This window comes from Halonotius pteroides (assembly GCF_003605635.1).
GTDB lineage: Archaea > Halobacteriota > Halobacteria > Halobacteriales > Haloferacaceae > Halonotius > Halonotius pteroides.
In genome coordinates, this window is sequence record NZ_QMDW01000008.1 from 98194 (window position 1) to 124469 (window position 26276).

28 protein-coding genes and 1 pseudogene are annotated in these 26276 nt (G+C 62.4%); 14 read left to right on the forward strand and 15 right to left on the reverse strand.

Going from position 1 to position 26276, the window contains the following annotated elements; translation table 11 throughout:
- Positions 1-40: 40 nt before the first annotated feature.
- The gene (locus DP106_RS07435) at positions 41-1177 is read right to left on the reverse strand and encodes a site-2 protease family protein (RefSeq protein ID WP_120084426.1); all 1137 of its coding nucleotides are present in this window, start codon (positions 1175-1177) and stop codon (positions 41-43) included.
- 81 nt (positions 1178-1258) lie between these two features.
- On the reverse strand, positions 1259-2077 hold the full coding sequence (locus DP106_RS07440; protein ID WP_120084427.1) for a molybdopterin synthase: 819 nt from the start codon (positions 2075-2077) through the stop codon (positions 1259-1261).
- Positions 2078-2206: 129 nt separating this feature from the next.
- Here DP106_RS07440 and DP106_RS07445 point away from each other — a divergent pair, with 129 nt between their 5' ends.
- The 4 genes from DP106_RS07445 (at position 2207) to DP106_RS07460 (ending at position 5593) form a co-directional block, all read left to right on the forward strand.
- On the forward strand, positions 2207-2761 hold the full coding sequence (locus tag DP106_RS07445) for a hypothetical protein (protein WP_120084428.1): 555 nt from the start codon (positions 2207-2209) through the stop codon (positions 2759-2761).
- Between the two features lie 78 nt (positions 2762-2839).
- Positions 2840-3559 (forward strand): UMP kinase, encoded by a 720-nt coding sequence (gene pyrH / locus DP106_RS07450; protein ID WP_120084429.1) that lies wholly within the window; start codon positions 2840-2842, stop codon positions 3557-3559.
- Entirely contained in the window at positions 3556-5208 is a 1653-nt protein-coding gene (gene lysS / locus DP106_RS07455; protein ID WP_120084431.1) for a lysine--tRNA ligase, read from the forward strand. The genes pyrH and lysS overlap by 4 nt, the downstream gene beginning before the upstream one ends.
- A gap of 64 nt (positions 5209-5272) precedes the next feature.
- Positions 5273-5593, forward strand: a complete 321-nt coding sequence (locus tag DP106_RS07460) for a DUF7573 domain-containing protein (protein ID WP_120084432.1) — start codon at positions 5273-5275, stop codon at positions 5591-5593.
- A 12-nt stretch (positions 5594-5605) separates the two neighbouring features.
- Here DP106_RS07460 and mutL read toward each other — a convergent pair whose 3' ends face one another.
- Both mutL and mutS read right to left on the reverse strand, forming a co-directional pair.
- Positions 5606-7273, reverse strand: a complete 1668-nt coding sequence (gene mutL / locus DP106_RS07465; protein WP_120084433.1) for a DNA mismatch repair endonuclease MutL — start codon at positions 7271-7273, stop codon at positions 5606-5608.
- 56 nt (positions 7274-7329) lie between these two features.
- Positions 7330-10023 (reverse strand): DNA mismatch repair protein MutS, encoded by a 2694-nt coding sequence (mutS, locus tag DP106_RS07470; RefSeq protein WP_120084434.1) that lies wholly within the window; start codon positions 10021-10023, stop codon positions 7330-7332.
- 170 nt (positions 10024-10193) lie between these two features.
- Here mutS and yciH point away from each other — a divergent pair, with 170 nt between their 5' ends.
- Positions 10194-10487 (forward strand): stress response translation initiation inhibitor YciH, encoded by a 294-nt coding sequence (gene yciH / locus DP106_RS07475; RefSeq protein WP_120084435.1) that lies wholly within the window; start codon positions 10194-10196, stop codon positions 10485-10487.
- A 97-nt stretch (positions 10488-10584) separates the two neighbouring features.
- Positions 10585-12378, forward strand: a complete 1794-nt coding sequence (locus DP106_RS07480) for a hypothetical protein (RefSeq protein ID WP_133305114.1) — start codon at positions 10585-10587, stop codon at positions 12376-12378.
- Here the strand turns inward: DP106_RS07480 and DP106_RS07485 are convergent.
- Positions 12375-12728, reverse strand: coding sequence for a rhodanese-like domain-containing protein (locus tag DP106_RS07485; RefSeq protein WP_120084438.1), 354 nt, complete (start codon positions 12726-12728; stop codon positions 12375-12377). The two genes, DP106_RS07480 and DP106_RS07485, sit on opposite strands and share 4 nt — an antisense overlap.
- Positions 12729-12805: 77 nt before the next feature.
- Positions 12806-13084 carry a hypothetical protein gene (locus tag DP106_RS07490; protein WP_120084439.1) on the reverse strand — a complete coding sequence of 93 codons (279 nt, stop codon included), beginning with the start codon at positions 13082-13084 and terminating at the stop codon, positions 12806-12808.
- 110 nt (positions 13085-13194) lie between these two features.
- Here DP106_RS07490 and DP106_RS07495 point away from each other — a divergent pair.
- A pseudogene (locus tag DP106_RS07495) lies at positions 13195-13365 on the forward strand (FAD-dependent oxidoreductase); the annotation flags it as partial.
- Between the two features lie 74 nt (positions 13366-13439).
- Positions 13440-13952 (forward strand): universal stress protein, encoded by a 513-nt coding sequence (locus DP106_RS07500; protein ID WP_120084440.1) that lies wholly within the window; start codon positions 13440-13442, stop codon positions 13950-13952.
- On the opposite strand, the gene DP106_RS07505 is transcribed toward DP106_RS07500, so the two are convergent.
- Together DP106_RS07505 and DP106_RS07510 are read right to left on the reverse strand one after the other, a co-directional pair.
- On the reverse strand, positions 13949-14548 hold the full coding sequence (locus DP106_RS07505; protein WP_120084441.1) for an NUDIX hydrolase: 600 nt from the start codon (positions 14546-14548) through the stop codon (positions 13949-13951). The genes DP106_RS07500 and DP106_RS07505 overlap by 4 nt on opposite strands.
- Positions 14545-15084, reverse strand: a complete 540-nt coding sequence (locus tag DP106_RS07510) for a hypothetical protein (protein ID WP_240625348.1) — start codon at positions 15082-15084, stop codon at positions 14545-14547. The genes DP106_RS07505 and DP106_RS07510 overlap by 4 nt, the downstream gene beginning before the upstream one ends.
- Here DP106_RS07510 and DP106_RS07515 point away from each other — a divergent pair.
- Entirely contained in the window at positions 15060-16016 is a 957-nt protein-coding gene (locus DP106_RS07515) for a DUF5787 family protein (RefSeq protein ID WP_120084444.1), read from the forward strand. The genes DP106_RS07510 and DP106_RS07515 overlap by 25 nt on opposite strands.
- 30 nt (positions 16017-16046) lie before the next feature.
- Here the strand turns inward: DP106_RS07515 and DP106_RS15810 are convergent, their stop codons facing one another.
- The gene (locus tag DP106_RS15810; RefSeq protein ID WP_165857846.1) at positions 16047-16217 is read right to left on the reverse strand and encodes a hypothetical protein; all 171 of its coding nucleotides are present in this window, start codon (positions 16215-16217) and stop codon (positions 16047-16049) included.
- Between the two features lie 122 nt (positions 16218-16339).
- Between DP106_RS15810 and DP106_RS07520 the strand changes: the two genes are divergently transcribed.
- Together DP106_RS07520 and DP106_RS07525 are read left to right on the forward strand one after the other, a co-directional pair.
- Positions 16340-17083: an SDR family oxidoreductase gene (locus tag DP106_RS07520; RefSeq protein WP_120084445.1), complete on the forward strand. Its 744-nt coding sequence runs from the start codon at positions 16340-16342 to the stop codon at positions 17081-17083.
- Positions 17084-17132: 49 nt separating this feature from the next.
- A complete protein-coding gene (locus tag DP106_RS07525) occupies positions 17133-18125 on the forward strand; it encodes a hypothetical protein (protein ID WP_120084446.1) in 993 nt (330 codons plus the stop codon).
- Positions 18126-18143: 18 nt separating this feature from the next.
- On the opposite strand, the gene DP106_RS07530 is transcribed toward DP106_RS07525, so the two are convergent.
- Together DP106_RS07530 and DP106_RS07535 are read right to left on the reverse strand one after the other, a co-directional pair.
- Positions 18144-19028 carry an MBL fold metallo-hydrolase gene (locus DP106_RS07530; RefSeq protein ID WP_120084487.1) on the reverse strand — a complete coding sequence of 295 codons (885 nt, stop codon included), beginning with the start codon at positions 19026-19028 and terminating at the stop codon, positions 18144-18146.
- 15 nt (positions 19029-19043) lie between these two features.
- A complete protein-coding gene (locus DP106_RS07535; protein WP_120084447.1) occupies positions 19044-20498 on the reverse strand; it encodes an ATP-binding protein in 1455 nt (484 codons plus the stop codon).
- Between the two features lie 422 nt (positions 20499-20920).
- Here DP106_RS07535 and DP106_RS07540 point away from each other — a divergent pair, with 422 nt between their 5' ends.
- Positions 20921-21604 (forward strand): molybdenum cofactor guanylyltransferase, encoded by a 684-nt coding sequence (locus tag DP106_RS07540; protein WP_120084448.1) that lies wholly within the window; start codon positions 20921-20923, stop codon positions 21602-21604.
- Between the two features lie 19 nt (positions 21605-21623).
- Here DP106_RS07540 and DP106_RS07545 read toward each other — a convergent pair whose 3' ends face one another.
- The 4 genes from DP106_RS07545 to DP106_RS07560 all read right to left on the reverse strand — a co-directional run bounded on the left by DP106_RS07545 (position 21624) and on the right by DP106_RS07560 (position 24276).
- Positions 21624-22112, reverse strand: coding sequence for a DUF4870 domain-containing protein (locus DP106_RS07545; protein ID WP_120084450.1), 489 nt, complete (start codon positions 22110-22112; stop codon positions 21624-21626).
- Positions 22113-22136: 24 nt separating this feature from the next.
- A complete protein-coding gene (locus DP106_RS07550) occupies positions 22137-22727 on the reverse strand; it encodes a hypothetical protein (RefSeq protein ID WP_120084488.1) in 591 nt (196 codons plus the stop codon).
- A 75-nt stretch (positions 22728-22802) separates the two neighbouring features.
- Entirely contained in the window at positions 22803-23198 is a 396-nt protein-coding gene (locus DP106_RS07555) for an ArsR/SmtB family transcription factor (RefSeq protein ID WP_120084451.1), read from the reverse strand.
- A 163-nt stretch (positions 23199-23361) separates the two neighbouring features.
- Entirely contained in the window at positions 23362-24276 is a 915-nt protein-coding gene (locus DP106_RS07560) for an MBL fold metallo-hydrolase (protein ID WP_120084453.1), read from the reverse strand.
- Positions 24277-24856: 580 nt separating this feature from the next.
- Between DP106_RS07560 and DP106_RS07570 the strand changes: the two genes are divergently transcribed.
- Together DP106_RS07570 and DP106_RS07575 are read left to right on the forward strand one after the other, a co-directional pair.
- Positions 24857-25006, forward strand: a complete 150-nt coding sequence (locus tag DP106_RS07570) for a DUF2080 family transposase-associated protein (protein WP_120084489.1) — start codon at positions 24857-24859, stop codon at positions 25004-25006.
- 3 nt (positions 25007-25009) lie between these two features.
- Entirely contained in the window at positions 25010-26242 is a 1233-nt protein-coding gene (locus tag DP106_RS07575) for an RNA-guided endonuclease InsQ/TnpB family protein (RefSeq protein ID WP_120084457.1), read from the forward strand.
- Positions 26243-26276: the final 34 nt, after the last annotated feature.

The window sequence follows — 26276 nt, forward strand, 5'->3', positions numbered from 1 at the left end:
GTTCTGCGAACACCAAGCTGATCGTTCCAGTCTTGGATCGTCAGCCGACCTGAATCGGCACGAGCATGAAACACAGCGAGCCGAGGGCAAAGGTCAGCAGGCCGACCACCAGACGTGGCAGCCCGATGGCCGTCTCATCGCCCGGATCGGCGGGCCCCTTGTAGGCGATAACCAACGAGAACAGCCCCCAAAACGCCCAGAGTCCGACCGAGTCGTTGAGTCCAAGATCACGGACGTAGTACAGGTAGCCGGCGATTGTCACAAGAACAGCCGGCACCAGCGCGGCGATCGTCTCCTGTCGCTGTCCAACCATCGCGCGTACCATATGACCGCCATCAAGTTGGCCAACCGGGAGCAGATTCAGGAAGGTGAAAAACATCCCAACCCAGCCACCGATGATGACCGGGTGGGGATTGAGGCCCGGATCGCTGTAGACCACCGGCTCACCGATCGCCCACGCGATGAGATCCATCAACGGCGGGTTGTTGAACACGATCGACTCGGCAGACTGGGACTGTTCGACGACGCGAGCCGGTAGTTCAACCGGGCCCAACGAGAGCCCGATAGCGGTGACAGCGATGGTGGCGACAAGGCCGGCGATCGGGCCGGCAACGCCGATATCGAAGAGCGCTTTCCGATCCGGCATCCGGCTTTTCATCTTGATGATCGCCCCCAGCGTGCCGAAGGGGAATACGAAGGGAAGGACATACGGCAGCGAGACGGTCACATCGTGGTACCGGCCCATCGCGTAGTGGCCCAACTCGTGGGTCATGAGCACGCCGAGAACGGCGGCACTAAAGGGCCACGCCTGCAGCACCGCCAGCGGGTTGGCAACGATCTCCGAAAACGGGACAAAATACCAGCCGACGGCCCCGACAATCAGCGTCGAAATGATCGTCGCGGCAAACAGCGCGATGTTTGTCCACGGCACGCCCTCGTTGCCGACGCTGCCGGACTCGATGGCGACGAGAGCGGTGCCATCGGCTCCACTGGGGGTCGCAAGCTTGAGCTCGTAGCCGGCTTCCTGAAACGCCGGCCACAGCTCCTTGTGAAGTCGTTGTTCGGGGATCAACGGCTCACCGTAGTAGATAATCCGGTCGCCGTCGATCCGCACATCACTGAGCTGGTACCACGTTTCAAGCCCCTCCGGGCGGGGGATCGACTCCGGCTCAGCCATCGTCACCCATTACGAACGAGTACGTGGCAGAGAGGCATAAACGCTTGTCGTCGTCGCCATGCCTGCCGACGGCGACGCCGTCTACTCCCCCCGCTCGTGGAGCCAAAACTCGTCGGCTTCGGTTGTTTCCTTCTTGAAGATCGGCACCTCGGCTTTCAGGCGGTTGATCCCATCTTCCACAGTGCGAAACGCTTCCTCGCGGTGGCCTGCCAACACAACGACAAAGACGATGTCCTCGCCCGGGCCCATGGCGCCAACGCGGTGGTGCATCACCACCTCGAAAACGCCCTCGCGGTCGGTGAGGTCGTCGCTGATGGCGGCCATCCGTTCGTCGGCGACACCCTCGTATTTCTCGAAGGCGAGCTGTTCGGTGCGGTCGTCCTCGGGGCTATCTTTGACGCGAACCCGACCCGTAAAGGTCGCAATCGCGCCGGATCGCTCGGCCAGCGGCGAGGCCTCAACCCGGTCGATGAGCGTCTCCAGGGTGACGTGTGGCTCGACATCATCGATCTGGGCAGCGAGGTCTGGGATGTCAGCGGCGTCGGCGGTCGGTGCCTCGGCGACGACGTTCGCTGGCTCGGGGGTACTGTCGCCAACGACGACCGTTGGCAGTCGATGATGGCTTGTGCCGGCAACGACGGCGTACGCGTAGTCGGACGCAAGCGAATCTAGGAGGTCGACAAGCGAGCGGTCGTCGCCGCGGCCGACCCACCGACCGTCGCTTGTGAGACTGAATCGGCCGTCGGCGGTAGTGGACGCACCCTCAGCGACAGCAACATCGTCAACAGCATCGCCGTAGTCGACGGTGGCGACCCGGCCCTCGTGCGTCTCGGCGATGCGGGTAGCGAGCGCGCCAGCGACCGCTGAGGCGTCGCCGCCGACCACACAGAGCGTTTGCATGGGCCATCTACCGCCCCCGATGTGCTTGAGTGTTAGTGTCCTGAGTGACCCGCCGCCACAACGGCCACTGTTTCACACCGAGAAACACCCCGCCCCGGTTTTTGAGCCGAGGGAGCCTCAACAACACCAATGGATTCGAACCGATCGCCGCGCAGTGACAGCCCACCTACCGACCAAGCGACCGAGAGTCCCACGGCAACACACACAACCCGTCGCCGGCTGTTGGCGGCCGGCGGGGCGACAGCTCTCGCGGGGGTGGCCGGCTGTATGGACATCATGAACAGCATCGCTGGGGCGATTCTCAAGGATGTCAATGTGCTCAACGGCACCAATCAGGAACAGAGCGGCAGCGTCACCGTCGTCGATCCGAACGGCGAGACACAGCTCTCGGAGTCATTCACGGTCGCGCCAAGCGATAGCGACAACGAGGAAAGCACGGACGAAGAGCGGTCGACACCGGCCTACGACGACGTGTTTACCGACGCCGGAGAGTACACTGTCACGGTTGCCCTCGACAGCGCGATCAACGGGACGAGCAACCGAGAGGCGAGTGTCACCGTCGACAACACCGACGACCAACACATCATCGTCGGCCTCGGTGCCGACGGCGCGCCGACCCCGATCGAGATCCTTGTTATCGATGCGTTCAGCGACCTCGCCGATCGGTTTGGCGACGACGCATAGCGGCTGACAATCGCGGTGAACCGGTCACGGCTCCCCGTGTGAGAACGCTTAAGGCCGACTCGGGGGTATCGGATGGCAATGAAGGTCATCCTTTCACTTGGCGGGAGCGTTCTCGCGCCGGATCTCGACGCCGAGCAGGTGGCGGCCCACGCCGCGGCGATCGAATCGCTTGTCGACGCCGGGTTTGCGGTCGGGGTTGTCGTCGGCGGCGGCGAGGTCGCCCGCGATTATATCACGACCGCCCGCGAGCTCGGCGGCAACGAGGTCGAACTCGACGAACTCGGGATCGCCGCGACCCGACTGAACGCTCGGCTGTTGATCGCCGCCCTCGATACCTGCACAAACCCAACGCCGGCTACCGATTACGCCGAGGCCGGCGAGGCACTCAACCGCGGGGACGTGGCGATCATGGGCGGGGTGATGGCCGGCCAGACAACTGACGCCGTCGCCGCCGCCCTCGCCGAGTATGTCGATGCTGACCTGCTGGCCTACGCGACCAGCACCGACGGCGTCTACGACGCCGACCCCAACGAGGATCCAGAGGCGATCCGTTATACGACGATGTCGCCGGCGGAACTCGTGGAGTTGGTCGTCCCGATGAGCCGGGATGCGGGCTCCTCGGCACCGGTCGATCTGCTGGCCGCGAAACTCATCGAGCGGGCAGGGATGCGGGCGATCGTTTTCGACGGTACCGAGCCGGGCGATGTCACCGACGCGGTACTCAACGGAAGCCACACCGGCACCGATATCATCCCCGAAGGCGGCGAGGAACCAGCGGAGTGGATCACGACAGAATGAGCACCGACGACACTGATTCCGACACCGGGGTCGACGAACCAGACGGTGCCCACCACGACTTTTGGGCCGAAGGTGTCGCCGACGAGATTGAGCAGCGGGAGCCCGACAATCCGATCGTGATCAAGGGTGGCGTCTCGCCGTCGGGAGTTGCTCACCTCGGCAACGTCAACGAGATTATGCGGGGCTATTTCGTCGCCGAAGCCCTCCGCGATCGCGGCCATGCGGTGCGACAGGTGTTCACCAGCGACGACCGTGATCCGCTGCGTAAACTGCCTCGCAAGTTGGCCGACTCGGACGGCAACATCGTCGGTCTCGGCGAGGTCGACGCCGGCGCGCTCGGCCGTAACCTCGGCAAGCCCTACACCGACATTCCCGATCCCTTCGGCGAGCGCGACTCCTACGCCGCTCACTTCGCCGCGCTGCTTGAGGCCGACGCCGATCGGCTTGGGGTCGATATCGAGATGTACTCGAACACCGAGCTCTACGGCAAGGGAGCCTTCGATCCGGTTGTCGAGCGCGTGCTTGATCGCGTCGACACCGCCCGCGAGGTGCTCAGCGAGTACCAAGCAAAGGCCGACGACGAGTACGTCCCGTTTAATCCGATCTGTGAGGCGTGTGGCAAACTGACCGAGACGGTGACCGACATCGACCTTGCTGCCGAGACCGTCGACTACGTCTGCACGGATATGGCTGTCGGCGACGAGACAATCGAGGGCTGTGGTCACGAGGGCACCGCCACCTTCCGTGAGGGCAAGCTTCCCTGGCGGTTCGAGTGGCCCGGCCAGTGGCAGGTGCTGGATGTCGACTTCGAGCCGTTCGGCAAGGATCACGCCGAGGGCTCGTGGCCCTCCGGTGTCGACATCGCCAAGAACGTGCTGGATATCGAGCCGCCGGAACCGATGGTCTATGAGTGGTTCACGCTCAACGGCGAGGCCCTCTCGTCGTCGGCCGGCAACATCGTCACCGTCCCCGAACTGCTTGAGCTACTGGAACCCGAGGTCATCCGCTACTTCTTCGCGCTGCATCCGAAGACGGCCCGCGATCTTGATCTCTCACAGCTTGACCAACTCGTCGACGACTTCGATCGCTTCGAGGAAGCCTACTATCAGGGCGTCAACGACAGATCGGTGACAGCCTTTGCCGAGGCGGCCTACCCCTACGTCGTCGACGCGGTTGCCGACGAGCGGCCGGTTCGACTCCCCTACACCTTCGCCGCGGTGCTCGGCATGGTCGAGGATCAGGCACTCCGGGAGAAGCTCGCCCGCGATGAGGGCCACATCCCCGACGATGCCGACGCGGCGACCGTTGAGGCCGCCCTCGCTCGCGTCGAGCAGGCCCGCACCTGGGCCGAGCGGATGGACAACGCCTACAACTACCGGCTACAGGCCGACCTCCCCGATTCCGAGTTCGACGACCCAACGAGTGACGCCCTCGATTCGCTGGCCGATGTCGTCGCCGCAGGCCACGACGGCGAGACGATCCAGTCCGAAATCTACGACACCGCCCGCGAGCACGGTATCGAGCCCGGTGCCCTCTTCGAGGCCGGCTACCGGCTGTTCTTCGATGAGACACAGGGGCCGCGGCTCGGTGAGTTCCTCGGCGACCTCGAACAGGAGTTCGTCGTCGGGCGGCTCCGCCGCGAACGCTGAGCGTGGTCGCCGGTGACGGCAGCTGATCGCCCGGCTTTACTATCTCGCCGACCAACAGCAGCCGATGAGTAAGGATCGGCCACTGACGGAATTTACTGACGCCGAGAGAGGTTCTGGCGACAGCGAGAGTGACAGCGGCGACAGTGTGATACCCACTGGTGACGACGAACCGACGACTGGCACCGAATCGATGGGTGATGACGAACCGACGACTGACGACGAACCGACGGCTGATGATGAACCGACAGCTACAGAGGCTGATCCGGCAACTGTCACGTACCGTTGGCAGCCTGACGGCGCGGCGTGTGCTCGCTGTGGCACGACAACCGAACGACAGTGGCGCGATGATGACGGGTTCGTGTGTGCTGACTGCAAAGCGTGGTAACGTCGTCGCTTTTTATTCGAAACGCGTCGATTCGCGGTCGAAGCCGGCGGCCAACGTCGATTCCTCGATAGAACAGACGGTCGGCCGCCCGTGTGGACATCCAAAGGGGTGCTCGCACTCGCCAAGCCGTGCCAATAGCGACATTGCATCCTCCGTTGACAGTTCCGCGCCGGCTTTCAGCGACGGCTGACAGGCCAGCGTCGCCAGCAACGTCTCGCGTGGATCGGCCGGCGACTCACCGGCAGCCAACTCGTCGAGGGTCGTTCGCAACGCCGCGGCGTCGGCGACGCGACCGAACGGGGCCGGCACCGCCGACACCCGCAGCGTCCCGCCGCCGAACGGTTCGACATCGAAGCCGAGGGTCGCAAGCAGGTCGGCGTACTCCTCAGCGAGCGATGCGGCTGCTGGCGACACCGACACGGATTCCGCCGGCTCAAGTGTCGCCGTCGGAATCGCGTCGTCGCCGACGGCGGCCTGCAGTCGCTCATAGTTGACCCGCTCGTGGGCGGCGTGCTGGTCGATCACGAGCAGCGCGTCGTCGTCCTCACAGAGCAGATAGAGGTCTCGAAAGCTGCCGATAACTTGCAGATCGGCGAAGGGATCGCTACGGTCGACACCATCGAGTTCGGTCGTGAGATCGGTCGCGGCCGCCTCAACCCGGCGGGCGTCGGCCGTCGACAACGCCCCCGAAACAGCGGTTTCGACGGCGGCTTCGATGTCGTCTCGATACCGAAGTCCGACCCGTTGTTTCGCCGGGTGGACGTTCGGGTCGACGGCACCGGTCGGCGGCTCGATATCGACCGCGGCGATCGGGAACTGGTCGCCGGGCAACAGCGATCCGTAGCCGTCGATAACTGCTTGCCGGAGCCCGGAATCCGAGACGGGCCGGCCGGCGACGCTGACCCGGACATGGTCGCGGGTCGATCGCGTGACCGATGGATAGGTGAGAATCCCGCGGAGATCGAACGATCCGGTTCCGTCCTTGATATCGATATCTGTCGCGTGTTCGACGACGGTCGCGTTGCGAGCGACATCCGCGTCGTAGACGCCGAGGAGTGCGTCGCGCAGGCCGCCGCCAGGGGTCGAGAACGTCTTCGCCCCGTCGTGGCGCAGCGAGAACCCGACATCGGGTTGGGCAAGCGCGTAGGCCGCGACGCGGTCGCTGATCCGGCTGAACTCGGCGGCCGGCCCCGAAAGCGACTCTCGGCGGGCTGGGCGGTCGGCGAAAAGGTCGGTGACGGTGACGGTGGTGCCTTGCCCGCGGGCGGCGTCGGCGACGGTTGGCTCGCCGTTCTCGACGCGGAGTTTGGTGCCGACGGCGTCGCCGTCGTTGGTACTGATCTCGACGGTGGCACAATCGCAGATCGCCGCCAACGCTTCGCCGCGAAAGCCAAGCGTCGAGACCGCCGTCAGCGACGCGCCGGCGTCGGCTGGAAGCTTGCTCGTCGTGTGCCGCTGGACGGCGAGTCCGGCGTCGCTACGAGAGAGGCCGTGGCCGTCATCCTTGAGGCGAATCTGCTCAGTGCCGTCGCCGTCGACCGCAACATCGATTCGGTTCGCGCCGGCGTCCAGCGCGTTGTCGATGAGTTCGCTCACGACGCGGGCGGGCCGGCTGATGACCTCGCCGGCCGCGATTTCGGCGACCGTCGCGTCGTCGAGCCGGGTGAGTTGTGGCGGCATACTGTTGTAGCGTGGGTGAACGCGCGACCGGTTTAGCCGCTTCGGGCGAATCCCGGTCACGTTTCATCAAGCTGTGAGCGAAGCTCATCCAGTGTATTGAGCGCTTCCAGCGGCGTCATCGTCGCAATGTCGAGATCCTGGAGTTCAGTGGCGACCGCTGCGACGGCCTCCGCGTCGAGTGTCTGTTCGTCAAGCGCGTCGCAGACAGCGTCGTCAGCCGTCGCGCTCGCGGGCGGGTCGGTCGCGGTATCATCGTCGGAGGCGGTCGGGGCGGCAGCGCTGCCGGTAGCGTCGTCAACAACAGTACCGTCGCTGGCGTCACCGGTTGTCGTTGCGACGACGTCGCGGGCGCGATCGACAACGGGTGTCGGCACACCGGCCATCCGGGCGACTTCGATCCCGTAGGACGCCGACGACGCGCCGGGGGCAACACGGTGGAGGAATGTCACGTCGTCGCCATCACGGGTCGCCGCAAAGTGGAGGTTGTGGACGCCCTCGCGCTCGTCGGCGAGGTTGGTCAGGCCGTGGTAGTGGGTCGCAAACAGCGTCGTCGCGTCGAGTTCGTCGTGGATGAACTCGGTCGTCGCTTGGGCGATAGCCAGCCCGTCGGCCGTGCTCGTCCCCCGGCCGACCTCGTCAAGTAGAACCAGCGACCTATCGGTCGCGTCGTGGAGGATTTCGGTCAGCTCACTCATCTCCCGCATGAACGTCGACTGGCCGCCGGCGATGTCGTCGCTCGCGCCGACCCGGGTGAAAATTCGATCGAGGATCGGGAGGGTGGCGGCCTCCGCCGGCACGAAACTCCCGGTCTGGGCGAGCAGGCAGATCAGCGCGACCTGCCGCATGTAGGTCGATTTCCCGCTCATGTTGGGGCCGGTGATGATCGCCACGTCGCCGCCGGTGAGGTCGGTATCGTTCGGAACAAACTCCGCTTGCGTGGTTTCGACAACCGGATGGCGACCGCCGTGGATCGCGATGCGGCCATCGTCGCTGGCGGCCTGAACGTTCGGACGGACGTAGTCGTTCTCGGCGGCGGCAGTCGCGAGAGAACACAACGCGTCGAGTTCGGCGATCACCGTCGCCAACGCCTGAATCCGGTCGGTTTCGGCGGCAACGGTCTCACGAACCTCACAGAACAGGTCGTATTCGAGGCTGTCGGCGCGCTCGGCGGCTCCGAAGATCTCGTCTTCGCGCTCTTTCAGTTCGGGTGTGTAGAACCGCTCGGCGTTTTTCAGCGTTTGACGGCGGGTGTAGTCGTCGGGTACCTGATCGAGGTTTGGGTTCGTCACCTCGATGTAGTAGCCGTGAACCTGATTGTGGCCGACCGACAGCGAGTCGATTCCCGTTCGCCGGCGTTCGGCGGCTTCGAGGTCGGCGACCCACTCACGGCCCTGCTGTTCGGTCGTTCTGAGATCAGTGAGCTCGTCGTCGAAGGACTGTTTGATGACACCGCCCTCGGTGAGCTCCATCGGTGGCTCCGGGCTGATCGCCTCGTCGATCAGCGTCGCCACGTCACGAAGTTCGTCGAGGCGGTCATGGTAATCACTGAGCGCGGGGATGTCGGCGATACGTTCCTTCAGGTCAGGGACGATCGACAGCGTCGCCTGCAGGGCGCGGAGGTCACGGGCGTTGGCGCGTTCCCGCGAAACGCGGCCGGCGAGGCGTTCGAGGTCGTAGGCTTCTGCTAATAGATCCGAGAGGTCGCTGCGGACGACGCTGTCGCCGACAAGTGCCTCGACGGCGTCGAGTCGATCCTCGATGGCGGCACGGTCAACCAACGGTCGGCGGAGCCAGCGGTCGAGACACCGCCGACCGAGCGCACTTGCGGTTTCGTCGAGTACGTCGAAGACCGTCTCGCCGGAGCCCGGGCCTCGATTGTCGAACAGTTCGAGGCCCCGGAGCGCGGCGGCGTCGAGCCGCAGTTGGTCGCGCTGGTCGTGTCGCCGGATCCGCGAGACGTATTCGAGCGGGCCGTCGTCGCCCTGCGTATACTCGGCGTAGGCCAACACCGCGCCGCAGGCCCGCTGTTCGGCGTCGTTGTCAAGGCGGCGGTCGGGGTCGGCGACGTACTCGGTTAAGCGATCGCGGGCGATGGTGGGGTCGAACAACTCGGCGTCGACCGCGCTTTCCATCCACTCGCCGTCAGGGGCGACCGTCGGCGCGTCGTCGGCGACAAGCAGTTCGTTGGGCTGGATACGGTCGAGTTCTTCGCGCACGTCGCCGCGGGTCAGCACCGTCGTGACGAAACACGCGCCGGTTGAGGCATCGACGGCGGCGATACCATACCCGTCCCGAACTCTGTCAGCTGTAGTTCGTTCGACGACACTGGCGACGTAGGTCGTCGATCCCGCCGCCAGCAACGCGTCTTCGACGACCGTGCCGGGTGTGATAACCCGCGTGACAGCGCGGTCAACGAGCCCGCTTGCCGCCTCAGCGTCTTCGACTTGGTCAGCCAGCGCAACGCGGTAGTCGGCCTCGACGAGGGCTTCGAGATAGGAGGCCGCGTTGTCGATCGGGATCCCCGCCATCGGATACTCGCCGGTGGAATCCTCGCGTTGGGTCAGCGTTACCTCACAAACGCGGGCGACTTCCGCGGCGGCCTCACAGAAGGCTTCATAGAAGTCGCCGACCTGAAACAAAACGAGTGCATCGGAGTGTTGCTCGCAGCACTCGACGTACTGGCCCAACATGGGCGTCACCTCGTCTTTGCGGTCAGCCATCGTCGGTGGCAGCCCCGTCACCGCGGTCATAGCCGGGAGGCCGTCCGCGAGCGGTATAATCGCTCGGATGTCAGCCGTGGAGCGGCAAAGAGAACCCCCGAGGAGGTCGCGATCAAACGCCTGTGACCGAGAGTGGCCGGCACAGCGGGGTTGGAAATCCCGACACTGTTTAATATGACTATGCTGTAGAACCGATTGTAATGTCGGAAGTCTGCTCGACGTGCGGATTGCCTGATGAACTCTGCGTCTGCGAGGACGTCGCCAAAGAGTCTCAACAGATTAACATCCGCATCGACGAGCGCCGCTACGGGAAGGAGGTAACGGTCATCGAAGGATTCGACCCCGGTGACGTGGATATGAGCAGTCTCTCGTCGGATCTCAAATCCAAGTTCGCCTGCGGTGGCACCATCGAGGACGATGCCATCGAACTCCAGGGCAACCACCAGGGTCGCGTGGAGGATTTCCTCCGCGATAAAGGATTTACCGTCGCGTGACCGCAACCTAACCCCGCCCCCGTTCTGACGCCAACTTCCCACGTACCGCCACTCGTCGTCGGGAACCGTTATGCGGCTCCGAGGCGTTGTATCAGCTATGTTGACGTGGCGGGCCTCAGCTGTTGTCTGCCTCATACTTGCGAGTCTGCTCACAGCACCGGCTGTGGTCGCTCCAACGAGTCCAACAGCAACACCAGCTTCATCAACAGCCACATCAAGCGCGTCGGTGCCGCTTGAATCGGTGCCGGCCACCAACACGCCGTCACCAACACCGCTGTCGACACACAACGAGTTGGAGTTGACGACAGCGTTGGATCGAACGCCGGATCGAGTCGGCGAGATCACCGCCACTGTCACCGCCGAGATCCCCTCGCAGTTTACCGAACTGACGCTTGAATTGCCAGCAGGGGCGCAGGTGGTTGCGACCAGCGGCTTCACCCGCACCGCCGACGGCGACGTGGCGTGGGACAGCAACAGCAACCCGGCAACGGTCACCTATCGGATCGATGCAACCGTCCGCAGTGGGGCCGACCAGCCTGGGGCGGAGGGGAGCTACCGGTTTGCCGACACCGCCAACTGGTCGCTCGTCCAGATCCCATCGGTCGGCGACATCAGCGGCCGGATCGTCGGCGACGACCCCGAGATCGTCCGGAAAACAACCGTTGCGGGCCCCGGCGTCGCCGGCGACCGGATCGCGTTCCTCGGCCCCTCCGAGCAGCGGACACAGACAGCCCACGGCCAGCGGTTCACGCTCGTCGTTCCCGAAGCCGCCGACCTCAAAGCTGAGCCACGCGAGATCTTCGAGTCGGTGACGGCCGCCTCCGACCGACTTCGGGTCGGAGCCCGCGACGACGAGGTGCTGATGATCGCCGCCCCAACCGGCGACATCGAGTGGGCCGTTCGGGGGATTCAGACCGGCGACAGCGACTTTTGGGTGCGGGCTGACGAGCCACTCGACACGCCGGCAAACAACTGGGTTCACGAGTACGTCCACACCCGGCAGGACTACAGCGCGGCAGCAGATGCCCGGTGGATCACCGAGGCGACAGCGACCTACTACGCCGCGTTGCTGACGCTGGAGGCCGACCGGGTTGAGTTCGATCGCTTCCAGCGGTTTCTCGCCCAAGGAGAAGACGAACCCCAAGCATCAGCAGTGATGACCGACCCTGACACCTGGGAAAACTTCGCCAACTACCGCAAGGGTTCCCTCGTCGCCGGCGATCTTGACCGCCGGATCAGGGTGGCGACCGACGGCGAGGCCAGCCTCGATACCGTCATCCGGGCGATCAACAGCCACGAGGGCGAGTTGACGGCCCGAGACGTTTCGGGGTATATCGACCGCATCGCCGGCGAGGGGGTCGCCAGCGAAACTGACGCGGCGACGACCGCAACAACCGTCGGCGATATGTGGGGCAGCGACGCCCACGTCGCCGCCTTCGGGGGCGAGCCTGCTCGCTTTGCCTTCCGGTTTGCTGACGACACACCGCTCAGCGTTAACGGAACGAGTCGCCCGCTCCCAGCGGCTGGCGAAAATCTCACTGTCGCTGTCAACGAGACGGTTTCGGTGGGAGTCACCGTCGAAAACGTCGGCGGGACGACCGGCGACTATCAACTTCCCTTCAATGTCGGCGACTACGAGACGACACAGACGGGCCGGCTGTCACCGGGGGAGACGACAACACATCGTTTTGACCAGCGGTTTACTGAGTCCGGCAGCTACCGGATCGCTGTCGGCGGCGAAGAGATTCGTGTGACAGCAACGGAGAACGCAACGACAACGCGGCCGCCGATCAACGTGCCTACCCAGATCGAAGTGCCTGGCTTCGGGGTTGCTGTCGCCGTGAGCGCGCTCTTGCTTGTCACTCGAATCTGGTTACAGCGAAGCGGCTAAAATGGTGCCTCAGGGCCCTCATCGGCGGACTGTGTCGTTGTCGCCAGCGGCCCATCCCACGCGGTGAGACCGCCTTCCATACTCTCGACTTGGCAGTCGGTGGTGCCCTCATAGGAGCCGATCAGCCGGGCAGCCTGCACGCTGGCCTGCCCGTGTGGACAGACCGTAATGATCCGGTCGGCGTCAGTAAGTTCCGCGACCCGATCCGGTAGCTCCTCGAAGGGGATATTCACGCTTTCCGGGATATGTTCACGTTCAAACGCAGTTGGGTTGCGAATATCGACGATACGGGGTGGTGTGTCACGCTCGTTGAGTGCAGCCACCGTCGACGGGGCGATTTCGCCGTCCATACGCGTGGGTGCCGAGCCGAGGTAAAAAGCGTCTCGCCGATCGGTGGGGACAACGTAGGGGCGACCGACAGTAAGACTCAGGGCAGTGGCAACTCTCGGGTGTCCTTGTAATAAAAGATGATCCCAAAGAGGATGGTCATGAGGAAATACACCACCGCGAAGATCACGCCCATCAGCACCCCCATCAACGGGCCGGTGTTCCACACCAACAGCGCGTACAGCGTCAGCGGAAAGATCAGTGTCGTCGAGATGAGCACCAGCGCGATCGACGGCGAGATGGTCGCATCACGGATGGCTATCAGCACGCGTCTGGTGCGACCCGTGGCGAGAAACCGGATGACGCGCTCCTGCACCATACCGGTGGTGACGACCTGAGACGCTAAATACTCACTGGCTGGGCGACGGCCTGACAGGGATCCGTCTGTCGCCACCGGCCGACCTACTAACTATGACGAATCCGTTTGTCGTTGTCGGGGCCGACCGGGTGGCCGTCCGGATCAACACGCTGGCGACAGCGTTGGCGTCGGGGCTCACCGTCGCCGAGGGTGAGCGGTTAGATCTCGCCTCCGCGCCGCCATTTAGCCCAGTCTGGGATTCGGTGGTTGTCGCCGCGAAGGTGCTTAGAGGCGCGCTGTAGCTACCTGCCGGTGATACAGAATGAGCACTACACTTATATAATGATCTTTTGTATTACAAAAAGAGGTGGTTCACATGTACGACAACATCCTCTATCCAACGGACGGTAGCGAGGCCGCAGAGTCAGTGATGGATCACGTTCGGACGCTTTCGGAGACCTATGATGCGACGATTCACATCCTGTATGTCGTCACGCCCGACAGCGGCGATGCCTCACTCACACTAGATAAAGACGAGCAAGGCAACTGGCGGACAGGTATGTTCAAACGACAAAGCGAGCCGGTCAGCACCAGCGGCATGGCGAAAGGCAGCGTCGATGTCAACGAGGTGCTCCGCGCGGAGGGTGAAGGCTACACCCAAGCGATCGCCGACGAGTTAGAAGATGACGGCTGTGAGACCGTCTGTGTCACCCGAGAGGGGAAACCAGACGGGGAGATTATCACCTATGCCGACGAGAACGATATTAACATGATCGCAATGGGCACCCATGGCCGCAGCGGTGTCGAACACGCGTTCCTCGGCAGCGTCACCGAGAAGGTCGTCCGAAAGTCAGCAACACCGGTGCTGACGATCCGTCAGGACAACTAAGCTGACAGCACTCCATGTTCTTCTGCCAGGAGGATGCCTTCAAGAGTGGCGTCGTTCGTCGGTTGGGCCCGCGCAACCGACAGTGCCTCCTCAGCCGGTACCGATTTCGGCACCAGAAACTCGTTTGAGTCGAGTGTTCGCTCGGCCGGTGTCAACTCGGTGGCAAGGACGACCCCCCGGCGGTGCCGCAACAGGCCGGTCGAACACCAGCAATCCTGGAGCAGTTCGGTCTCGCCGGGGGTGAAGCCAACCTCCTCTTTGAGTTCGCGGGCTGCCGCCTCACTAAATGACTCGTCGGGCTCGACAATGCCAGCCGGGAGTTCATACTGAGTTTCTCGAACTGTCGGGCGGTACTGCTCGACGAACAGCAGCTCGCCGTCGGTGACCGCCACGATCACCGTCGCCGGCGGGAGTTCCGCCCAATAGTAGCGCTTCGTCGAGCCATCCGGCTGCTTGACCAGGTCGTAGCCGCCCGTGAACCAGCCGGTGTCGTACTCGGCGACCGAGTTGATGACCGGCCACTCGGGGTCGGCAAGCGTCGATAGCTCGTGGGTGTCGGTCGATCTGTCGCCAGCCTCGTCGTCAGGCTCGCTCATTGTTGCTCACCGCCGGTTCCGTCGCTGGCGACGGTAACGCTGTAGCGATCACCCTCGTAGGTGACGAGGACGCGGTTGCCGTCGTCGCGGACGGCGTCGCCGTCAAGTCGCTGGAGGGCGTCGAACTCGTCGAACGGCGAGTGGGTGAACCACGTTTTAGCGCCACCGAGGGCGCGCTGATAGCCGGCCGAGCGGTCGTCATCGGTGGTTAAGGCGGTTGTGAGATACGGAAACCGCCGCTCGCTGATCGCGGTCGCGTTGACCGCGGCTCCACCTTCGTCGGTCGGGGTGGCTTCGAGATAGTAGGCCTCGCCGCTGCCGAGATAGCTCGGGACGGCCCCGACGGCCAGCAGCGCGACAACAACAAAGCCCGTCAGCAACAGCGCGTTCCGCATGATCCGGCGCATACCGGTCGTAGGCGACCCCTCGGGATACCGATTTCGGGACGCCAGCGACCGCTCGAAGCGCGCGGTGGCGACCGGTTTTTTGTTGTTGGGAGCCAACGAACGGTATGGAATTTCGCTTCGAGTTGGCACTGGCGGCCCATCTCGAAGTCACAACCGACTGGCTGATCGCCCGTCAGCTCGGCGGCGCGGTCGCCACCCCCGGCGGGCGGATCATGGATCTGTGTTGTGTCCGGCCGACCGACGCCCTTGCCGACCGGGCAGCGATCACCAGCGAGACGATTCCGCCGCTGGCGATCGAAAGCGACGTTGGCTCCGGGGAGGCTGTCGACTGGCGACCCGCCTTCGACTGCAGCATCGACCATGCTCGAAGCGTCGTCGACCGCGCTGTCGACTGCGGGTTTTTCGCGGCTGAACCCCACAACGGCCGGCGATATGTCCGCCAGACAACCCGCTATCCCGACTGGGTCGACTCGCTGGTCGGCATCGAGAACAAACCCGATCTCGACCAGCCGGGCGATCTTGACCGCCAGCTTCGGGTCGATATCGCCTTGGGGCTTTTCGATGCGGTGATCCTCGCCACCGAAAGCTACGTCACGCGGGCGCATCTCAACCGCCTCCCTGAACCGGTTGGTGTCTGGCGATTTGATCCCGACAACGGTGAGCGCACGGTCGTCCGCGAGCCGACGCCGCTGTCAACGAACGAACCCGGGATCGAACCAACCGCCGCCGAGCCGCTCCGCACCGATATCGCCGTTGTTGACGCCGAGGCAAAGGCGCGCAAGCGACGACGGATCGCTGAACGCGCCTACGGAAAGGGGTGGCGTACATACGACCTCCCAGCGTGTGACCACGCCGATCCAACCGACGATGGACGCCCATACTGTGGATTTTACGACCGCGTTGTCGATCCCGCAACCGACTGCGGCGAGTCGTGTCCGGGCTACAAGCCGGCCGATCCGCCCGAGATTGATCAGGAAGCGATCCGCGAGCAGCGAAGCCCATGGGTCGCCGACCCAGAGGGTATCAGTCGTTCACAGAGTGGGCTAAATCGGTTCCTGTGAGCGTCATTGCCGGCAATGTCGACGGCGCGACTAGTCGGCAAAGTAGCTGGTGAAGAATCCGGAGAGAAACGCCGAGATCGCCACCGAGAGTGTCACGTCGCTGAGCGTGTAGCTGTCATCGTCGCCAGCCAGTGCGACGGTGATTGCGACACTAATTACGAGTGAGATGATCCCATTCAGGAAGTCCTTGTTGAGTCCCATATAGTACTGATCAACCGAGAGGAGTATAGGTTTTGTGCGACCGACTAGCTCAGACTGGTAGTTCCGGGTCGTGTGGGTACCGATTCCAGAACAGCTTCCAGCATGGCCGTCCTTGGATACCTATGCCCACCACAGCAGTTGCCGGACAGACCGCTATCGTTACCGGCGCAAGCAGCGGGATCGGCGCGGCAACCTGCCGCGGCCTCGCCGCCGCGGGAGCCACCGTCGTTCTCGCGGCGCGCAGCGAGGATCGGCTGCGTGAGCTAGCCAGCGAGATCGACGCTGACCACGGGGTTGACACGCTGGTTGTACCGACCGACATCCGCGATGAGGCTGCTGTCGACACCCTCATCGAACGGACGGTCGCCGAATTCGACGGGATCGACATCCTCGTCAACAACGCCGGGCTCGCCCGCGGGAGCGACGTCGAAACGATGTCGACGGCGGCTTACGAGACGATGCAAGAGACCAACGTCGACGGGATGTTTTACGCGACGCGGGCGGCGATCCCACACGTCCGCGAGCGAGACGGCCATCTCATCTTTGTCGGCAGCTTCGCCGGGCAGTACCCGCGGTCGTACAACGCGGTGTATGCGGCCTCAAAATGGTGGACGCGGGGGTTTGCCAAGAGCGTCGCCGCCCAGGTCGGCGATGACGGTGTCGGTGTGACCGTCGTCAACCCCGGCGCGGTTCGTACCGAGTTCGAATCTGCGGACGGACAAGCCTTCGAGGAGGTCTTTGCGGAAGGCGAGGCCAGCGAACCCGAGGAGGTCGCCGAGGCGATCGTCTTTGCCGCGAGCCGAGACGGCTCAAGCGTCAGCGAGATCGACATCAACAACCGAAGCAAGTTCGCCGACGACTTCTGAGCCGACAACGGCCAATGATTAATGTTGGTGTCGGTAGTTGGACAACCCAATGCAAGCGACACCACAGCTCAGTGACGATCTGCTGCAGTGGCCGTATCTGTCCCTGCTAGCGTCGAGTGTCGCCGTCGGCATCGTCTATCTCCTCTATCTGTTCGAGCTTGCGCCGACGCTGATCGGGGTGGTGCCGCGATCACAGCTAACCGTCCTGTTGGGACAGCTATCGGTGACGCTCTTTGGGGCGTATCTCGTCGTCGTCTTCATCGACCGACCGGCTGCGGCGACACCCGATGCCCTACAGTCGACAGCCCGATCCGACAGCCCGAGCGGTGTTGTCCGGCACGCTGACAGCGCCGAGCGGCGTAGCGATGGCGACAACGAGGCCACCGATGTCGGCGACGATGGCGGCACCGATGACGACAGCAGCGACGAGAACAGCACCCACGAGACGGCGATGACACAGTTCACACAGGCGTTGGACGAACACCTCGGGATGCTGTGTGCGTGGTATGTTGCCGCCCACCCCGATTCGACAGGTGAGCCACCGGCAAGCTACGACGCGCTGTTCGATGCCGACTTCGCCGAAACCGTCCGCCGGCTCGACTTTGCGGCCCCCCACGAGGGTGGCCCACGCAACGGAACCTGGATCGCCTGGAGTGCGGTGCGGCTCAGTGAGTTCCGACGCGAGACGATGGCGATCATCGATGTCCACAGCGGTTCCATCGAGCCGACTGTCGGTGCATCACTCCACAACCTTGCGAACTCCCGGCTCACGAAACGTGTGATCACCGCCGAGGAGGCCGCACTACCCGACCATCTGCCAGCCGACACCGCACTGGTACTGTTTACCGAGACCAACGGCGACGACCCACTGCACGCACATCTCGAATTGCTGCGTGAGATGGTGGCGACGCATGAAACTCACAGTGCCACGTCGCTAACGCCACTCGCTGAGCGAGACTGCTGGAGTGGCGACAGTCCCGAAGCGGGTGTTGCGCGGGCAAACGCGGCCGACGACGCCGAACAGTACTACAAATTGTTCTGAGCGGCCGCGGCGACCGAATCAGTCCGTGGTCGGCCCGGATTCAGTCGTCGCGGTATCAAGCCGGGTTACTCCGGTTCCATCGAGGCGATACTGCTCGCCGTCGACAGCCAACGGCTCCTCAAACGCTTCGTCGGCTGGATAGTAGTGAGCAGTGTGTACCAGCCGCGTCACGTCAGCTTCGAGCTCGTCGGCCAACGCCAGCGCGCCCTTACGGGTCATGTGTTTGGTACCAAAGCTTCGCGGAACCCCGTCGGCGTCGTGGTGGCTCCCGCCAAGCGGGTGGTGGTCACAGAGTGCGGCCGACACGATAGCGTCAGCGAGAAACAGGTCAGGGCCACTGAGTTGCTCACGGGAGTCAGCAGGGATATCGTAGCTGGTGTCACCCGACAGCGAAAGCTGAGCACCTGTCTCGGGGTCGACAACGACAAGCCCGAAACAGAGTAGCGGCGGGTGTTCGACCGGCACCAGCGTGAGTTCAAGTCCACAGATCTCAACCGACGCCAGTGGCGTCATATCGAACACCGACACCCGATCGAGGTACTCGTACTTGCGGCGGATCGTCTCGGCGACCGATTCGCCGGTTTTGGGGTCGACCTCGTTGGCGGCGTAGACGGGTAGCTCATCGAAAACACGGTAGGCGTTGCCGAGGCCGTCGAGATGATCGAAGTGAATGTGGGTGACAACCGCGGCGTCGGGCAGTGGCACGGCCTGACTGAGAAACTGCTGGCGGAAATCCGGGCTCAGATCGACGAGGATCGACTCGTCGGTGCGTTCGTTCTCGATGTGGACGGAAAATCGGCTGCGTTCGATACCGCGAGCGCGGGCCGCAACACAGGTTGCACAGTCACAGCCGACGGTCGGCGTGCCCGTCGTATCGCCGGTGCCAAGAAGCGTGACGCGCATGCTCATTCCGGTTCCCTACTGTGGTGGTGTTTCGGCGTCGTCGGTGGTAGCTGCCCCGTCCGTACTGTCGTGGTCGTGATCATGCTCGCTGTGGTCGTGGTCATCGTGGCCATCAGCACTGCCGGTGAGTGCCGCACCGTCGCCGTCGATCATATCCATGTTCTTGAGGTTGTCACGCTCCTCGAAGTCCTCGACGGCAGCGATCAGATCGGCTTGGGTGAGTTCGGTTCGTTCCTCGGTCAGGGCCTCAAGCACGGCCTCCCGCAGCACCATCCGGAGGTCGCTGCCGGTCAATCCCTCGGTGTGTTCGGCGATCACCGCAGGATCGAAGCCGTCGATCTCCATCGGCTGGGTGATGACCTCGAGGATGTCCGACCGCATGCCGCGGTCGGGTTTCGGAAAGTTGACGATCTCGTCGAACCGTCGCCACGCCGCGGCATCCAGCTGATCAGGGTGGTTGGTCGCGCCGATCAGCAGGACATCGTCGCGGATCAGCGAGATGTCGTCGATCGATTTAAGCAGGGTGTTGACCGCCCGTTTCAGCGCGGCGTGTTCGTCGCTGCGGCGGGTTTTGGCAACCGAATCGAACTCGTCGATAAAGAGGATACACGGCGAGAGCCGTTTGGCGACCTCAAAGGTCTTTTCGACGTTTTTCGCCGTCTCGCCGAGATACTGGCTGGTGATCATCGAGAGTTTGACCTCGACAAACGGCAGGCCGAGTTCGTGCGCCAGCGCCCGCGAGATCGTCGTCTTCCCGGTGCCCGGCGGGCCGACGAACAACAGTTTGCCGATCTCGCGCAGCCCGATCGAGGCGAGGTAATCGCGGTGTTCGATCGCCTTGACGATCTTCTGGATCTCCGCTTCCTGATCGGTTGTGAGCACGAGGTCGTTGAGAGTCATCTCGATCTCTTCGGGGGCACGCACCGAGACGAGATCCAACATCTCGGCGTCGTCGTCCTCGTCGAAATACTGCGACAGCAAGGCATCGATCCAGACGCGGTCGGCCTGGATCGGGCGCGTGTTCTCACGGGCGTCCTCGTAGGTGACCGAGACGCCATCCTCGTCCTCGGCCGCGAAGGCGATCGTGGGGTTTGTCGCCAGCTGCTCATCGTCGGCGCGTTCGAGATACCACTCCACAGCCATCTCCGGTTGGGTCAACGAAATCTCGCCGGAGAAATCATCACGCTGAGTAAACAGCAGGCCAGAAACCGCCTCCCACGGGCGCTCGACGCCGGTGGCCGTTTTCGCAGTTGATTCGGTCACCGTCAGCGGGCGGGCGATCTCACCTGGGGGGGTCGGTTCGTCGGCTGTCGATGCGTCGCTCTCGTCGGCATCGTCAGCCGTGTCGGTATCAGTCCAAAACACCTGCCGGAAGCGCGGCGGGAGATCGTTCTCGTCTAACGAGCGCCTCTCGTTGTAGACGTGGGTCGTCAGGAGGAACTCGACAACGGTCAACGCCGGGTCACTCATCCCACATAGCTTCTAGCTAAGTTCGCTTAAGACCGTCGAAGCAACCACCGCGACGCAGGCGATCACCGCAATGAATCCGACCCAAAACATACGCAGTTTCGAAACTGTGTATGTCGAGTTCAGATATATCCATAAAGTAAGACAATCGGTTATGAAAGTATACACAATCACCTAGTACATGTTTATAAAATAGACAGATAGCGGCCATCTGACGCACAACTCGACACATATTAACAAACAGTATTTTACCTCGCCGGGCCAAGAAGTACGACAGTCATAACGTAGATGAGGGCCACTCTGTCACCCGGATATCGACACCCGAACAGCCCCCAGATCATACACAACACCCCAACCGCAGACAACGACCGATACGGAGACGAAACAACAGCGATAGCGGCCGGCGACAACAGCGCTGGTCGACAATGGGAGGAGACACCGTGTCGTTGACCGACGGCGACAACGTCTCAGAGTCACCATCGACCGACGATGATGCGGCAGCAACCCACGCGGATACCGGACGTGCAGGGGTAATCCTTGCGGGGGGTCGCTCTGAACGGTTTCCAACGATCGACAAGGCGTTAGCCCCGCTTGACGGGACGCCGCTGCTCCGCCGTGTTGCCGATGCGTTGTCGCCAACGGTTGAGGAACTCATCATCAACTGTCGGCGTGACCAGCAGGCAGCGTTCGCCGAGGTGGTCAGCAGCGATCCCCGATTTGCGATCGATCCGGTTGCTGATCGTGGGCCGCTGGCTGGCCTTCGTACCGCGCTGTCAGCGACCGAGGCGACGTATGCGGCGATCCTCCCCTGTGATATGCCGTTTGTCCCGGCAGGGTTCATCGAGTATCTGTTCGGCCAAGCACAGCACCAAACCGGGGCGGTGCCGTGTGTTAGAGGGCGACAGCGAACGTTACCGGCGGTCGTGCATGTTCGGGCAGCCGCCGCAGCCTGTGAATCAGTTCGTCGGCAACGCGACAGCGATCTTGCGGCGTTCGTTGCGGCGCTTGATCCGGCTGTTATCCCCGAACAAGCGGTGACCGCACACGTCGAACCGAAATCCCTCACCGATATCGACACCTATCACGACCTCGCTGGCTGTAGAGACTGACGCCGTGGGCCATGCGGCGTTAGGTGAGCCGATCGCCAAGCTCCAGTGTCCCGAGCCAGGTGACCAGATCCGGGGCGAATGGGTAGGCCCAAGCACTACCGAAGATTGCTTTGAATGTCGCGGCGATACTGAAAACGATCGTCAGCAGACTCCCAACACCAGCCAAGAAGAGCAACACACCACCAACAAGAGCAAAGACGGTCGCTAACGGCTCCGGCAACAACGAGACAGACACTGTTTGACCAGTAGTGGTTGTCAGGTCGTCGGCACCCAGCACAAACAACACGATGCCGACAGTCGCGACGCCGAACACCGAGAGATGCCAGTTCAACGCGTTGCGGGCATTAGCCCGTGTGAACTGGTGTGAGGAAAGCAGATACACGACGGCAGTAAGCATAATCCCGATCCCGAAAAAGCCGGTGAGCAGCGTAATCGGGTGAATAAAGACACCGAGAACGGAGCGTTCAGCGAGCAGTTCAGGGCCATCAGGCGAGTCGGGCGGGGACATCAGTTACGTCGTTGGCGGATATACTCACAGCCCCGGTATCAAATCATTGGATCCGAACCGCCGACGAAGCCACCGAACAAGTCGTTCAACAACGAGGATTCCGATACTGATCAACAACAGGTCAAACGCTGTGCCCCAGAGGGCAATGTCACTGGTTGTCGACCCAACATCGAGACCAGCGATCGTAAGGACGGCCCCGAGAGCTAACAATAGCAGTGTCAACTGGAGCCCGGCAAGCGCGAGCGTCCGAACCCCGGCGGTATCGCGCATCGTCAGAAAGCCGCGCGTCGAGAGCCGATCCAGCGGTGAATCGCTCGCCAACAAACGTTCCCCGGTCGGCGACAGCGGCCACTCGGTCTCGGGGTGGTTGATGTAGTAGAGCGTAATCGATTCGGGGTAGGTTTCGGTGGCAACAACATCGATCGCCTGAAGCTCGGTGAGGCGGTTGCGGACAGTCGCCGTGGACACATCAGGTTTGATCCGTGCCTGCAGTTGGCGGATCGAAAAAAACGGCCGGTCAGCGTCCACCATCGTCTCAACGACGTGGGCCTGTGTCAGCGTGTTGTCGAGGTTGCGTTCGATCCGCTCGTCGATCCACTCGGGCAGCGACGACACGGATAGGGGTTTGCCAGCGGTCATTATAAATACACCAGCGTCGTCTCCGCGGCTGAAACAATCGTTGAAGCGCAATCAGTCATCGCCCATCGGTGATGCCGGCCGGGGGCCGTAGCCGCCGGCTGTTTGCCCAGCTGCCGATTCAACGGTGAGGTCGCCGGTCAGCCCATCCTCAGAGATTGAGATCGCGACTGACGCTGGACGGGCGCGGTATGTTGTGCGGTGGTTGCCGTCGGCGGCAATCTGCGTCGTTGTTGTGACAAGGCCGACGGTTTCAAGCCGGTTCAGTCGGCGGTAGACTGTGACCGTCGATGCCTCACAGCGATCGGCGATCTCCCCCGCTGTTTGTTCGCCGTCAGCCAGCGCGTGAAGAATCGACTGGGCGTAGTCGTCGGCAAGCAACGACAGTACCTCGTCGACAGCGATATCCTCGGTCGGTTCCGCAGCATGTGGTGTTCGGGAGGGCTGCATACACGCCACCCATGGCTGAGAGGGTCATAAATACGGTTGCGAATTCGGCGTCGGCAAACCGGGATTTTGCCGCGACAAATCGGCGTTTGGCGCGCGTTAAATCGCCCGACTGCGATCGAATTTAGGAGTAAAGCGATCAAATCTGCAGCGCAGCGTTTGGCAGCTACGACGCCCCGTTACCATCGACACGGCCCTGATCGAGGGCGGCCAAGACGCCGCGAACATTGAGCCGCGTTTCGGCCCACCCTTTCTCGGTGCCCCAGATCTCGGTGAGATCGGTGTTTGTGACGAAGTGATCAATAACTGCCCCGTCGTCGGCTTGCCGCTCGCGTTGCCGGCGGATCGCTTCGACCCACTCGATGAGACCCCGTTTGTAGCCATCGAGCAGTCCCTCGTCGTAATCTCGCGGGCCAAAGTGAGCAAAACAGAGCGTGTCGGGGTCGAGTGACTGGATCATCGACACGTCGTCGAGACAGTGCTGGACATCGAACTGCGGTGGTGGCGAGGTGACATGGATCTCATCGCGGGCGGCAACGTAGATGCCGGCGGCATCGCCGGTGAACACGAGGCCGTCGGTCTCGAAGATGAGTTGGTGAGGGGCGTGGCCCGGAGCCGCATACGCCGTCAGCGTTCGGTCACCGAGATCGATCTCATCGCCATCAGCAAGGCCAGCGATCCGATCAGCTGGGATAGGTTTGGGCTCGGTGTAGTAGGGCCACATCTCGTCGACAGCGGCCTTCGTGCCTTCGATCAAGCGACCCGGATCGATGAGGTGGTCGACCCCGCGGTCATCGACGAGTACCTCGGCGTCCGGAAACGCCTCGGCGAGAAAGCCCGCACCGCCGGCGTGATCGAGGTGGACGTGGGTTGGTAGAATGTAGCTCAACGCGTCGATCCCGAGTTCGCCGAGGGCGTCGAAGATGTACTCGCGGTTGGTGCCGATCCCGGTGTCGATGACCGCCGGCTCGGCGGTGTCGAGGATGTAGACCGCGCCGTAGCCGGCGACATCGTACATCCCGGTGTCGACGTAGTAGAGATCCGGTCGGTCGGAAACAGCTTCGAGATCACCTGGGGGCATATCTGAACGGGCGGCTGGCAGGTCGTTAACGGTTCGGGAATCGGTGCCGGTCGGAGTGAGTATTAACCCGAAATTAAGCACTAAGTCCTCTTCCTCAAGGAGCTACACAGGGAGCGAAGCGACCGAGTAGCGCAGTGGGGAGGGGATACAGTGCCGCACAATTGTTAAACACTCACAACGCTTGGCCCACAAGCCCACCGCTACTTTTATGTCTATTCATAGCATATACACTGGTGATGGATAGGTTTGAAATCAAAGGAAAAGAAGTCCTCAACGGAACGGCAAAACCGTCAGGGAATAGTGCCCACGTTGTGACATCCTCCTCGCCGTAAACGGCGAGGCTTCCCACCGCACTGGAAGCGGTTGATTTGGGAACCTCGAGTTTCCACACCGACAAGTGTTGGGAGTGCCACGCCCCCGCTACTCCTATCCTGTAAGGGATTCAGAGTTACCTGATTATTTTACGTCGGTGTCCATACCCTCTCACGCAGGGGTACCTGCGAAAGCCAGAGATGGAATCCCAATATTGTCCGATTATCCCGACATGGGGGCGGATATACCGCCTTGGTCAATGTATATTATGAAACCATTCGATATAAATGTCGGGATTGTCGGATTCACGCCCGGCGTAAACGCCGGGATTCTCTCCTTGGTACAGATAGTTCCTAAACGCTGGCGTGGAGCCGACGTGAAAGTCGTCCGCGTCTCCGAACCCGACTCAGACGATTAGTCAATGCACTATAACTACAAGTATCAACTTGACCCGTCAGAAGACATCGTTGAGACGCTTCTGCACCACGTCGATACTTGTAGGCAACTGTACAATCACGTCCTCTACAAAATCAACGAGACAGACGATATTCCAGCACGCTACAAGATACAGGACACACTTCCTGACCTCAAAGAGTGGTGGAATGACCTGAACGGTGTTCACTCGAAAGTGTTGCAGATGGTCGTCAAACGCGTCTACGACAACCTCTCCACGCTGAAAGCACAGAAAGAGAACGGACGCGCTGTGGGGATGCTCAATTGGAAACCGCCTCGGGAGTACCGCTCGCTCACCTACAACCAGTCCGGCTTCAAACTCAAGAATACGAGTGGTCGGCCTGTGCTGTGGTTGAGCAAAATCGGTGAGATACCCGTCAATCTTCACCGGGACATCCCTGAGAACGCGACCATCAAACAGGTCACGGTCAAAGAAGAACCCACGGGAGAATGGTACGCCACGTTCGGCATCGACGTGGACGAAGCCCCACCCGAGAAACCAGCGAACCCTGAGGAATGCGTCGGCATCGACGTGGGGATTCTCAAGTACGTACACGACACTGATGGCACTGCGGTCGAATCGCTCGACCTTTCGGACGAACGCGACCGACTCGAACGCTCTCAACGTGACCTCTCCCAGAAAGAACACGGCTCTGCGAATTGGGAGAAACAACGGCAGGACGTGGCCGAACGCCACGCCGAGTTGAAGAACAAGCGGCGAGACTACCTCCACAAGCTCTCAGCGTACTACGCTCGGGAGTACGACCTCGTGGCCGTGGAAGACTTGGACGCGAAGGGGTTGGTCGAACTACCGGGCAACTCTCGGAAGCGAGCGTCGGCGGCGTGGGGGACGTTCAAGCGGATGCTTGAATACAAGTGTGAACGGGAAGGAACGCACTTTGTCGCTGTTGGTTCGAGAGGGACAACCAAAGAGTGTGCGTCTTGCGGCGTTTCGACGGAAAAACCGTTGTGGGTTCGGAAACATTCCTGTCCTGCCTGCGGGTTTGAGGCGGACAGAGACGCGAACGCAGCGTGGAACATCCTTTCTCGCGGGTTGTCAAAACTAGGAGTGGGACACTCCGAATCAACGCCTGTGGAGACTGTGCTCCCTACGGACACCGATTCGGTGTCTGCAAAGCGCGTCGTGGAAGCAGGAAGCCCTATTCTCAAGGAGCGAACGGCGTCAGCCGTGAGCGAGTAGGGTAGGGTAATTCACGTCGCCTGCGACCCAATCG